Source organism: Streptomyces europaeiscabiei, assembly GCF_001550375.1.
GTDB classification, from domain to species: Bacteria; Actinomycetota; Actinomycetes; order Streptomycetales; family Streptomycetaceae; genus Streptomyces; species Streptomyces europaeiscabiei.
On sequence record NZ_LRTR01000414.1, the window covers coordinates 1 to 11821 of the forward strand.

Annotated in this window: 11 protein-coding genes; 3 read left to right on the top strand and 8 right to left on the bottom strand. The window is 71.5% G+C overall.

The genetic code is table 11. The annotated features are described in order from the left end of the window. Together AWZ10_RS19890 and AWZ10_RS19895 are read right to left on the bottom strand one after the other, a co-directional pair. Positions 1-360: FAD-dependent oxidoreductase (locus tag AWZ10_RS19890; protein ID WP_159058304.1), on the bottom strand; the 360-nt coding region annotated here is incomplete at its 3' end. A gap of 386 nt (positions 361-746) precedes the next feature. Beyond that, positions 747-1670, bottom strand: coding sequence for a TIGR01777 family oxidoreductase (locus AWZ10_RS19895; protein ID WP_046706445.1), 924 nt, complete (start codon positions 1668-1670; stop codon positions 747-749). A 92-nt stretch (positions 1671-1762) separates the two neighbouring features. On the opposite strand from AWZ10_RS19895, the gene AWZ10_RS19900 reads away from it, so the two are divergent. Continuing rightward, positions 1763-2251 (top strand): GNAT family N-acetyltransferase, encoded by a 489-nt coding sequence (locus tag AWZ10_RS19900; protein ID WP_173531566.1) that lies wholly within the window; start codon positions 1763-1765, stop codon positions 2249-2251. 52 nt (positions 2252-2303) lie between these two features. Here AWZ10_RS19900 and AWZ10_RS19905 read toward each other — a convergent pair whose 3' ends face one another. Beyond that, positions 2304-3488: a MarP family serine protease gene (locus AWZ10_RS19905; protein WP_046706447.1), complete on the bottom strand. Its 1185-nt coding sequence runs from the start codon at positions 3486-3488 to the stop codon at positions 2304-2306. Between the two features lie 441 nt (positions 3489-3929). On the opposite strand from AWZ10_RS19905, the gene AWZ10_RS19910 reads away from it, so the two are divergent. Beyond that, entirely contained in the window at positions 3930-4622 is a 693-nt protein-coding gene (locus AWZ10_RS19910; protein ID WP_060891723.1) for a peptidoglycan recognition protein family protein, read from the top strand. A gap of 104 nt (positions 4623-4726) precedes the next feature. After that, positions 4727-5059, top strand: a complete 333-nt coding sequence (locus AWZ10_RS19915) for a hypothetical protein (protein ID WP_060891721.1) — start codon at positions 4727-4729, stop codon at positions 5057-5059. Between the two features lie 74 nt (positions 5060-5133). Here AWZ10_RS19915 and AWZ10_RS19920 read toward each other — a convergent pair whose 3' ends face one another. From AWZ10_RS19920 to AWZ10_RS19940, 5 genes are all read right to left on the bottom strand, one after another. Further along, the gene (locus tag AWZ10_RS19920) at positions 5134-5658 is read right to left on the bottom strand and encodes a DUF4240 domain-containing protein (protein ID WP_046706449.1); all 525 of its coding nucleotides are present in this window, start codon (positions 5656-5658) and stop codon (positions 5134-5136) included. 86 nt (positions 5659-5744) lie between these two features. Further along, a complete protein-coding gene (locus tag AWZ10_RS19925) occupies positions 5745-6740 on the bottom strand; it encodes a helix-turn-helix transcriptional regulator (RefSeq protein ID WP_046706450.1) in 996 nt (331 codons plus the stop codon). A 216-nt stretch (positions 6741-6956) separates the two neighbouring features. After that, positions 6957-9659, bottom strand: a complete 2703-nt coding sequence (gene aceE, locus AWZ10_RS19930; protein ID WP_060891722.1) for a pyruvate dehydrogenase (acetyl-transferring), homodimeric type — start codon at positions 9657-9659, stop codon at positions 6957-6959. Between the two features lie 428 nt (positions 9660-10087). Next, positions 10088-10729, bottom strand: a complete 642-nt coding sequence (locus tag AWZ10_RS19935) for a GntR family transcriptional regulator (RefSeq protein ID WP_005478380.1) — start codon at positions 10727-10729, stop codon at positions 10088-10090. A gap of 301 nt (positions 10730-11030) precedes the next feature. After that, positions 11031-11821: 2-oxo acid dehydrogenase subunit E2 (locus tag AWZ10_RS19940; RefSeq protein ID WP_208618532.1), on the bottom strand; the 791-nt coding region annotated here is incomplete at its 5' end.

An 11821-nucleotide genomic window follows, 5' to 3' on the forward strand; every position in this document is an offset into this window, starting at 1 on the left:
TGCGCCCCTCGCGCTCCGCAGCACGGGGCCGGCTCCGGCGCGCTGATGACGGCCGTCGGCGTGCAGCAGGACGCCGGGGGCGAACGGCCGCAGAGGCAGGGAGCCCAGGCCCGGCGTGCGGCGCAGTTCCGGGTACGACGTGGAGAGCAACTGCGTCGTCCGGTCGAGACGGAAGCCGTCGATCTTCTCGGTGGACATACGGCCGCCGACGGCGGGGGCGGCCTCCAGGACGATGGCCCTCAGCCCCGCCCTGGTCAGATGTCCGGCCGCAGCGAGGCCGGCCACACCGGCTCCTACGACGATGACGTCCACGTCCTCCGTGTCCGCCGGGAACGCCGACTGGTGCACCGACTCAAGCACGTGCCCCTCCCGAGGTCGCGCGGCTGCGGGGGCTTTATGCCCCCAACACCCATCTGAAATACCTGAGTTCGGCACGAGAGTGAAGGCGGGGGCCGGTTCCGGGGAAGGAGCGTGTGACCTCGCACGGGGGCATGGGCGGGGTACGTGTGCGCCGGGCGTCCGGGGGACTGCGGTTGTCGGGCGGGTGCGGGTCCGGTGGCGGCTGGTCGCGCAGGTCCCCGCGCCCCTGAAAGACCAGGCCCTGCGGGCCTGAAGGACACCGGCCCTGCGGGCCTGAAGGACACCGGCCCTGCGGGCCGGAAAGCACGGGGCGCAGCCCTGCTTTCAGGGGCGCGGGGAACTGCGTGACCAGCCTCCACGGAACCCGCACCCGGCCACGCACCCCCTCAGCTGTCCATCGCCGCCCTGATCGCGTCGTCGATCTCCGGATACGTGAACGTGAAGCCCGACTCCAGCAACCGCGTCGGGACGGCCCGCGTGCTGCCCAGGACGTCGCCCGCGACCCCGCCGAGAGCGAGCCGCAGCGCGGGCGCGGGCACGGTGAACAGGGTGGGCCGGTGCAGGACCCGGCCCATGGCCGTCGTGATCTCGCGGTTGGTGAGCGGCGCCGGCGCCGTCAGGTTGAACGGCCCGGACAGCGACGGTGTGAAGAGCAGGTGGCGCAGGGCGGCGACCTCGTCATGGAGGGAGATGAAGCTCCAGTACTGGCGGCCGTTCCCCATCCGCCCGCCCAAACCGGCCTTGAACAGCGGGAACAGCGGACCCCAGGCACCCCCGTCCCGGGCCACCACCAGTCCCGTACGGGCGAACGCCGTGCGGATCCCGGCCTCCCGCGCCGCCTCGGTCGCCCCCTCCCACTCCACGCACAACGTGGACAGGAACTCCGCCCCCGGTTCCGCCGACTCGTCCACCATCCGGTCGCCCGTGAAGCCGTAGAAGCCGATCGCGCTGCCGTTGACGAACACGCTCGGCGGTGTGTCGAGGGAGGCGGCGGCCTCGGCGAGTGTCCTGGTGCCGAGGACCCGGCTGTTGCGGATCGTCGCCTTGTACGCCTCCGTCCAGCGGCGGGACGCGACCCCCGCGCCGGCGAGATTGACGACGGCGGCGCACCCCGCGAGCCCCGCCACGTCGACCTGTCCCGCGTCCGGGTCCCAGCGCACCTCATCACGCGCCCGGGACGCCCGCCGCACGAGCCGGAGCACCTCGTAGCCGTCGTCGGTGAGGGAACGGGCCAATGCCGAGCCGATCAGGCCGGACGCCCCGGCGATCGCGATACGAGAACCGGGCGCAACGGGCGATTCAACGGTCATGCCCCCATCCTGCCCGGCACGCGGCGGGACGGCGGACGCGGGGGCGCACGATCAGCCGGTCGACCGCTGCGCCGCCGCCTAAAGTGGCCGCCATGACCGTTCCGTACATACGCGTCGCGACCTCGGACGACGAGGACACGCTCAGCCGGCTCGACCGCGACACCTGGTCCACGCTGCACTCCGTCCAGGAACGCCCCACACAGCCCTACCAGCCGTTCTTCAACGAGCGTCACGGCCCCCACGACCACCTGGTCGCCGAACTCGGCGGTACCGTCGTCGGGTACGTCCGTCTCGCCCTGTCCTCCCCCCTCGCCTGTCACACGCACGTCCTCCAGATCCAGGGCCTCGCCGTCGCCGACCGGGCACGCGGGGCGGGCGTCGCACGGGCGCTGCTGCGCGCCGTACAGGACGAGGCCCGCCGCCGCGGCGCCCGCCGGCTCACCCTTCGGGTCCTCGGCCACAACACCGCGGCCAGGAAGCTCTACGAGTCCGAGGGGTTCGTCGTGGAGGGCATCCTGCCGGAGGAGTTCCTGCTCGACGGGGCGTACGCGGACGACGTACTGATGGGCCGTCGGCTCTGACCCGACCGCCCACCACCGACCGCGGCCCTCACACAGTCACGAGGCCACGACGTCACGACGTCACGAGGTCGCCCGTGTCCACCGCCGCGGTCGCGTTCGCCGCCCGCTCCGCGTCCGGGACGACCTCGTCCACGGTGAGGACGTAACCCGTCTCCGCGTCCGAGGTGGAGCGGGCGAAGACGACGCCGAAGACCTGGCCGTCGGTGGTGAGCAGAGGGCCGCCGGAGTTGCCGGGGCGGACGGTGGAGCGGATGGAGTAGATGTCGCGGGTGACCGAGTCGGTGTTGTAGATGTTCCGGCCGGTCGCGTCGATACGGCTGGCGACCGTGGCCGCCTGGAGGTCCAGGCCGCCGTCCTCCGGATAACCGGCCACGACCGCCGCGTCACCGCGCTTGGCGCTGTCGTCGAAGCGCAGCAGCGGTGCCTTGAGCCCGGGGACGTAGAGGACCGCCACGTCCTTGGCGGAGTCGAAGAGCACGACCTTCGCCTCGTACGCCCTGCCCACGCCGCCCACCCGCACGCTCGGGTCGTCGATGCCCGCCACCACATGGGCGTTGGTCATCACGTGCTCGGTGGCGTACACGAAACCGCTGCCCTCGCGGCCCTGGGTGCCCGCCACACCCTCGATCTTCACCGTGCTCCGCTTGGCGGCGCCGGTCGCGGCCGCGGTCACACTGTCGCCGGAGGGCTTGGCGACCTCGGCCGTCGCCTCGTTCTCGAAGGGGTTGAAGACCTGCGGGAAGCCCGCCTCGGTGAGCGCGGACGTGGCGTCGGAGAACCAGGCCGGGGTGGTGTCCGGCATGGTGTTCTGCACGGCGCCGAGCAGCGCGGAGTTACGGATCGAGTTGGTCACCACCGCCGACGAGGACGCCCCGAGGACGCTCGCGGCCACCCACGCCACGATGAGCACGGCGAGCGTGTTGGCCGCCGCCCCGCCGATGCCGTCGGCCACCCGCAGCGGACTGCGGTCGATCTCCCGGCGCAGCCGCAGCGCCAGCCGGCCCGCCAGTTCGTGCCCGATCACCCCCGGCACCAGCACCGTCAGCACCGCCGTGACCGTCGCCCCCGGGGTGCCCGCCTCCACCAGCTCCATCATCCAGGGCAGCACCCAGACGCCTATCGCCGCGCCGCCCACGAAACCGGCGAGGGACACACATCCCGCGACCAGGCCGCGACGGTAACCCGACGCCGCGTAGGCCAGGATCACCAGCATCAGCAGGATGTCGAGCACGTCCACTCCAGCCGCCTCTCTCTAGGGACCCAGTAGTACGCGCGCGACGGGCGCAGTGATCAGCTACGCCGCCACGGCACCCCGCCGGCCCGCGCGAACCGGCCACCACCGCGCCACATCCGCCTGGAACAGTAAAAACGTCCCGGACCACGGCGTTGGTTCCTTCCGCTTCCACCGGGTGGCCCACCCCACATCGCGGCCGGTGAGCATCCGGGTGACTGTGGGGGCATGCGTGTGTTCCGGAGGTCACGGGGGGCGCGAATACGGCGGCTCCCGCGCGTGTGGCGCCGCCGAACACGGACCCTGCGCGCCCCGGACCCGGTCCGGGAGCGCCCCGGCCGTTCCCGCGCCCGTACGCGGCGGGCCCGGGAGCGCGTGGACCTGCCGCGGCCGGTCCTCCTGCTGCTGGCCTGTCTGCCCGGCCTGGCGGCCGTCCTCGCGCTGGTGATGTGCGCGATCGGCGTGGACCGAACGGGGCACCGCTCGGCCCGGTCCGATGCCGCCCGGCCCGCGCTGCCGCACCAGGCGCCCCGGCCGCCCATCGTGCCCAGGGCCCGCTGGCTGGAGCTGGAGAAGGACGTGCCCAGCCAGCCGCCCGCCCGCTACGACGACGAGGTCGCCGCCGTCTTCGTTCACCACACGGACTCGCCCAACGGCTACGACTGCGCCGATGCGCCCCGCATCATCCGCCACCTGTACGCCGGCCAGACCGGCGCCAAGGACTGGGACGACATCGGCTACAACTTCCTCGTCGACCGCTGCGGCACCATCTACGAGGGCCGCGCGGGCGGCGTCGACCGCCCCGTCACCGGCGCCCACACCCAGGGCTTCAACCACCGCACCACCGGCATCGCCGCCCTCGGCACCTTCACCGCAGGCGTCCCCGTCCCCCAGGCCATGACCGACGCGATCGCCGCCCTCGCCGCCTGGAAACTCGGCCTCTCCGACACCGACCCCCGCGGCAGCGTCAGACTCACCTCCAGCAACAGCCTCAGCCGCTACGCCTCCGGCACCACCGCCCTGCTTCCCACCCTCGCGGGCCACAGCGACGGCTACATGACCAGCTGCCCGGGCGCGGCCCTCGCGGAACGCCTGCCCGCGATCAGGGAACTGGCGGCCCGCCTGCAGGGTCGGCGTTGAGAGGGATCTCATGAGGTTCACAGACAGTGCGCCGGGGCCTCACAGACTTCTCCAAGATCCGCGCCCTAACTTCGTCGGTGTCACACCGACCGGAGGTGGGGAAAGTGGTGGGGAAAATGATCGGCAGCCGTACGAAGAGCCGTACGAAGAGCCGTACGAAGAGCCGTACGAAGAATGTGTCCCGCGGCGCGAAGAAGTTCTGGTCCTCGGCCCTGCGGAGCCCCTGGACGGTGGCCTGTGCGACCGCCGTCGTCGTGCTCGGCCCGTCCGCCGTCACCGCGTCCGCGCTGGACCGCGCCAACTCCGCGCCCCTGCACGGCGCCTCGGCCCCCGAACGCCCGGCCCCGGGCAAGGAACGCCGCCACCACGCCCAGCCGTACACCACCGAGCAGCACGCGTACGTGCCGCGCACGTCGAGCCGCGGACTGCGCGCCTGAACCGTTGAACCGCCCGTGAACTCCCGCCGGACATCCCCGGGTCAGCCGTGGGCCGCCCCTGGGTCAGCCCTGGGTCAGCCCTGGGTCCGGAAACGCTCCCAGAGCTTCGGGCAGCGCTCCGCGAGCGCGGACTCGTCCTCGAAGTCGAGCGGGGTGCCCTCGGGTTCGCGGGGCGGGGGCGGGATGCCGAGGTCCGGGGCGACCACACCGGTGAGCTGCTCGTACGCCTCGTCCGCGGCGTAGCCCAGCTCCTCGCCGTCCCCGTCGATCTCCTCGTCGAAGTCGTCCAGCAGACCGGCGAGCGAGTCGGGGTCGTGCACCGCCCCCTCGAAGACCTCCCGGCCCTGACCGATCAGCCAGCACCGGAAGAAGTCGAACGCGTCGTCGCTGGCACCGTCGAGCAGCACCCAGGCGGCGCCCCAGAGGTCCCAGATGTACGCGCGGTTGTAGCGGGACTCGAAGTGCCGGGCGAAGTCCAGCACCGCCTCCGGGTCCAGTCGGCCGAGCCGCTCCACGAGCAGGTCGGCCTGGTCCTCGGGATCGCCCTCGGCGTCCTCGCGGGCCTTGTCCACCAGCTCCCAGAACTCCGTCTCGTCCATCACTGGTCCAGCATCGTGCCTGGGCGGGCGGGACGCACGCGGAGGACGGCGGATTGTTATGTCCGGCACGGCGTTCTCCGACGACCTCATGCGGTCGCGTACATCCCGGCGAGGCGACGCGCGTCTCCCGCGAAGCGCTCCCGCAGGCTCTCGGGGGCCAGCACCTCGGCCTCCGCCCCCAACGCCGTGAGCTGGGTGTGCGCCACCTCCTCCGACTCGACGCGGAGCGTGAGGGTCGTCAGGCCGTGGCCGTCGGGGGCGCCGGCCGACGCCAGCGCGTCTCGCGCCGAGACGGGATCCACGACGCGGGGCAGCCTCCGCACCCCCTCCGCCGAGAGCCGTACGACGACCTCGGTGTGCAGGATCGACCGGGCGAACCGTTCCGTCTGCTCGTCCCAGTAGGCGGGCAGGTCGAACTCCTCGTCGCGGGTGAAGCGCTCGCCGTCGCCGTCGCCGTCGACAGCGAGGAAGCGGTCGATGCGGTAGGTCCGGAAGGAGCCCGTGCCGGGGCTCCGGCCCGGAACACGGGCACACAGGTACCAGATGCCGGCCTTGAGGACGAGGCCGTACGGCTCCAGCTCGCGCTCGACCTCGCTGTCACCCCTGCGGTACCGCGCGACGATCCGGCGGTCGTCCCACACCGCGTCCGCCACGGCGGGCAGCAGCTCAGGGGTCTTCGGCTCCTCGAACCAGCTCGGCGCGTCGAGGTGGAACCGCTGCGAGGCCGTACGGGAGGCATCGCGGAGGGAGGGCAACAGGGCGGCCGACACCTTCAGCCGGGCGGCGGAGGCCGCGTCCTCCAACCCCATCTCCCGCAGCGCCCCCGGCACACCGCTGAGGAACAGCGCCTCGGCCTCGCTCCGGGCGAGCCCCGTCAGCCGTGTCCGGTAACCGCCGATCAGCCGGTACCCTCCGGCCCGCCCCCGGTCCGCGTACACCGGGACCCCCGCCTCGGACAGCGCCTGTGCGTCCCGCGTGACGGTCCGTTCGGACACTTCCAGTTCCCGCGCGAGTTCGGCGGCGGTCATGGAGGGCCGGGACTGCAGAAGAAGAACCATCTTGATCAGCCGGGCAGCACGCATGCCTTCATGATGCCGGGCGCCAAGGGGCACGGCCCCTGCTTTTCAGGGGCGCGGGGAACTACGTGAGCAACCACGACGGACCCGCGGCCGGGGGGGCGAAGGGGCACGGCCTGCGGGGACGGGAGCGGGACGGGAAGGGATCGGAAGGGATGGGATGGGGCCGGCAATGGGTAGGGGCGGCGGGGGCGAAGACACGCCCCCGCCGCCCCGCCGGTGTCACAGCCCGTACCGCTCCCGAGCCTCCTTCACCGCCGTCGCCTTGACCTCGCCACGACGGGCGAGCTGGGCGAGGGCGGCCACGACGACGGACTGGGCGTCGACGCCGAAGTGACGGCGGGCGGCCTCACGGGTGTCGGAGAGGCCGAAACCGTCGGCACCGAGCGAGGAGTAGTCCTGCTCGACCCACTGGGCGATCTGGTCGGGGACCTGACGCATGTAGTCGGAGACCGCGAGGACCGGCCCCTCGGCACCCTGCAGCGCCTGACGGAGGTACGGCACCCGCTCCTCCCCGCGCAGCAGCGCGGCGTCGGACTCCAGCGCGTCCCGGCGCAGCTCGCTCCAGGAGGTCGCGGACCAGACGTCGGCCGCCACACCCCACTCCTCCGCGAGCAGCTTCTGCGCCTGAAGGGCCCAGTGGATCGCCGTGCCGGAGCCGAGCAGCTGGACGCGCGGAGCGTTCGCCACCGGGGACAGCCCCGCCGACTCGGCCGTGTTGAAGCGGTACAGGCCCTTGACGATGCCCTCGTCCACCCCCGCGACGGCCGGCTTCGCGGGCTGCGGCAGCGGCTCGTTGTAGACGGTCAGGTAGTAGAAGACGTTCGGGTCCTCGTCCGGGGCCGCCTCGCCGTACATCCGGCGCAGACCGTCCTTGACGATCGCCGCGACCTCGTACGCGAACGCCGGGTCGTACGTCAGCGCCGCCGGGTTCGTCGCCGCGATCACCGGGGAGTGGCCGTCGGCGTGCTGGAGGCCCTCGCCCGTGAGGGTCGTACGGCCGGCCGTCGCACCGACGAGGAAGCCGCGGCCGAGCTGGTCGCCGAGCTGCCACATCTGGTCGGCCGTGCGCTGCCAGCCGAACATCGAGTAGAAGATGTAGAAGGGGATCATCGCCTCACCGTGCGTGGAGTACGCGGTGGACGCGGCGATGAAGTCCGCCATGGAACCGGCCTCGGTGATCCCCTCGTTGAGGATCTGGCCGTCCTTGGCCTCCTTGTAGTACATCAGCTGGTCACGGTCGACCGGCTCGTACGTCTGGCCCTTGGGGGAGTAGATCCCGAGGGAGGGGAAGAGCGACTCCATGCCGAAGGTGCGTGCCTCGTCGGGGACGATCGGCACCCAGCGCCTGCCGGTCTGCTTGTCGCGGACCAAGTCCTTGACCAGGCGGACGAAGGCCATGGTCGTCGCCATGTTCTGCGAGCCGGAACCCTTGTCGAAGGCGGCGAAGGTCTTGTCGGCGGCGGCCGGCAGCGGGGCGAGCGCGTGTGTACGGCGGGTCGGGGCGGGGCCGCCGAGGGCGGCGCGGCGCTCCTGGAGATAGCGGACCTCGGCGGAGTCGGCGCCCGGGTGGCCGTAGGGCACGACCCCGTCGACGAAGTCGCTGTCCTTGATCGGCAGTTCCAGCAGGTCGCGCATCGCCTTGAACTCGTCCACCGTCAGCTTCTTCATCTGGTGGTTGGCGTTCTTCGACGCGAAGCCCTCGCCGAGGGTGAAGCCCTTGACGGTCTGGGCCAGGATGACGGTCGGCGCACCCTTGAACTCGACGGCGGCCTTGTAGGCGGCGTACACCTTGCGTGACTCGTGACCACCGCGGGACAGGTGGAAACACTCAAGGATCTTGTCGTCGCTCAGCAGCTTCGCCATCTCGACGAGCGCGGGGTCCTTGCCGAAGAAGTCCTGGCGGATGTAGGCGGCGTCGCGGGTCTGGTACGTCTGCACCTGCGCGTCCGGTACCTCGCGCAGACGGCGTACCAGCGCGCCCGTGGCGTCGAGCTGGAACAGCTCGTCCCAGGCCGAGCCCCAGAGCGACTTGACGACGTTCCAGCCGGCGCCGCGGAACTGCGCCTCCAGCTCCTGCACGATCTTGAAGTTCGCGCGGACCGGGCCGTCGAGGCGCTGCAGGTTGCAGTTGATGACGAAGGTGAGGTTGTCGAGACCCTCACGGGAGGCGAGCGCCAGTGCCGCCGTCGACTCCGGCTCGTCCATCTCGCCGTCGCCGAGGAAGGCCCAGACGTGGGAGTCCGAGACGTCCTTGATGCCGCGGCTGGTGAGATAGCGGTTGAAGCGCGCCTGGTAGATCGCCGACAGCGGGCCGAGACCCATCGACACCGTCGGGAACTCCCACAGCCAGGGCAGGCGGCGGGGGTGCGGGTAAGACGGAAGGCCGTTGCCTCCGGACTCGCGGCGGAAGTTGTCCAGGTGGGACTCGTTCAGCCGGCCGTCGAGGAAGGCGCGGGCGTAGATGCCGGGGGAGGCGTGGCCCTGGATGTAGAGCTGGTCGCCCGAGCCGTCGGCCTCCTTGCCCTTGAAGAAGTGGTTGAAGCCCGTCTCGTAGAGCCAGGCCGCGGAGGCGAAGGTGGCGATGTGGCCGCCGACGCCGTATTTGGAGCCACGGGTGACCATCGCGGCCGCGTTCCAGCGGTTCCACGCGGTGATACGGCGCTCCAACGCCTCGTCACCGGGGACGCCCGGCTCGGCGGCGGTGGGGATGGTGTTGACGTAGTCCGTCTCGAGCAGCTTGGGCAGCGCGATGCCGTTGCCCTCCGCGCGCTCCAGGGTGCGGCGCATCAGGTACGCCGCGCGGTGCGGCCCGGCCGCCTTGGCGACGGCGTCCAGCGAGGCCTGCCATTCGGCGGTCTCCTCCGGATCGCGGTCGGGGAGCTGGTCGAGCGCGCTCGGCTGGATGGCGTTGGAGTCGGTCATTGCGCCGCCTTCCTCAGTCGAAGGGGGTTCCCTCATCGGTAAGGGTTCGGGGGTTGCCCTTGGTCTTTGGCAGGACAGGGCGGTGGGCTTCGGTGGAAGCCCGCCGCGACTCTAACCCGCTGATCGATGATCGATCAAAGGGTCACAGGCAAAATCTCTTGATCTCGAGAAAGTCGGCACGGGGTGCCCCCGGCGGAGACACCGGGTGCCGTGGTGGACGGGGTTTGTGCAGGTGGGGCGGCGTTTGAGCGAGGGTGCGCTCAAGGGGTCGGGGGTTCGGGTGCGTGGGCGGGTGCGGGTTGTGGGGGTTGCTCGCGCAGTTCCCCGCGCCTCTTCAAAGCCCCGGGCGCGATCCATGCCGGTAAGGGGCGCGGGGAACTGCGCGACCAGCCCCCACCCACCCGTAGCCGAAAACGCACCCTCGATGGTTACGCCGGCTCGTCGTCCGTGTGTGGGGCGCAGCCCAGCACGTGGGACTTGACCAGGTCCGCGATCCGGGGGTCGCGCCTACGGAACGCCGCGACCAACTCCTCGTGCTCCTCCGCGTAGGACTGCTGCACCGTACCCAGCCAGCGGATCGAGAGCGCGGTGAAGACCTCGATGCCCAGGCCCTCCCAGGTGTGCAGCAGCACGGAGTTGCCGGCCGCCCGCACCAGCTCCCGGTGGAACGCCACCGTGTGCCGCACCTGGGACGTGCCGTCGGCGTTGCGGTCCGCCTCGTACAGCGCGGCCACATGCGGCTCCAGTGCCGAGCAGTCCTCGGCCAGCCGCTCCGCCGCCAGCTCCGCCGCGATCGCCTCCAGCCCGGCCCGTACCGGGTAGCTCTCCTCCAGATCGGCGGCGGTCAGGTTCCGCACGCGTACGCCCTTGTTCGGCGCGGATTCGATCAACCGCAGCGACTCCAGCTCACGCAGCGCCTCCCGCACCGGGGTCTGGCTGACTTCCAGCTCCGTCGCGATCCGCCGCTCCACGATCCGCTCACCCGGCTTCCACCGTCCGCTCACGATCCCCTCCACGATGTGCTCGCGGATCTGTTCGCGCAGCGAGTGGACGACGGGCGCGGTGGTCATGCGGGCTCCTTCGGCGGGGGACCGGCGGGGGACGAGCCCCAAGGGCGTTGACCTCTAGACAATAGAGCCGTGGCCCTCCGGGAGAGAGACGCACGGGGGTGCTTTCGCGCAGGTGAGACGAGACTTACACGTTCCCGTGGGGGCCGGTTTGTAAAGACCCGTACCGGCCAGGCTCGGTGACCGGTTCCCCGTGTGCGTCGAACGGGTGTGAACGCACCGGTGCCCCGCCCGGAGAACTCCGGACGGGGCACCGCCGTGGCGCGATCAGCGGCCTCTGCTCAGAAGCCCCTGTGCAGAGGTGTCACAGGCCGAGCTCGACCTCGAACTCGCCCGCCTCCAGGATCGCCTTGACGGCCGTCAGGTAACGGGCCGCGTCGGCGCCGTCGACCAGGCGGTGGTCGTAGGAGAGGGTCAGGTACGTCATGTCGCGGACGCCGATGACCGTGCCCTCCTCCGTCTCGATCACGGCGGGGCGCTTGACCGTGGCGCCGATGCCGAGGATCGCGACCTGGTTCGGCGGCACGATGATCGTGTCGAAGAGCGCGCCGCGCGAACCGGTGTTGGAGATGGTGAAGGTCGCGCCGGAGAGCTCGTCCGGCGTGATCTTGTTGGCCCGGACCTTGCCCGCCAGGTCGGCGGTGGCCTTGGCGATGCCAGCGATGTTGAGGTCGCCCGCGCCCTTGATGACCGGGGTCATCAGGCCCTTCTCGGAGTCCACCGCGATACCGATGTTCTCGGCGTCGAAGTAGGTGATCGTGCCCTCGCCCTCGTTGATCCGGGCGTTGATGGGCGCGTGCGCCTTCAGCGCCTGGGCCGCGGCCTTGACGAAGAACGGCATCGGGGAGAGCTTCACGCCCTCGCGGGCCGCGAACGAGTCCTTGGCCCGGGCGCGCAGCCTCATCAGGCGGGTGACGTCGACCTCGACGACCGACGACAGCTGGGCCTGCTCGTGCAGCGCCTTGACCATGTTGTCGCCGATGACCTTGCGGATGCGCGGCATCTTGATGGTCTGGCCACGCAGGGGCGAGGCCTCCAGGGCCGGGGCCTTCCGGGCGGCCGGAGCAGCGGCGGCGGCCGGCGCCGGAGCGGCGG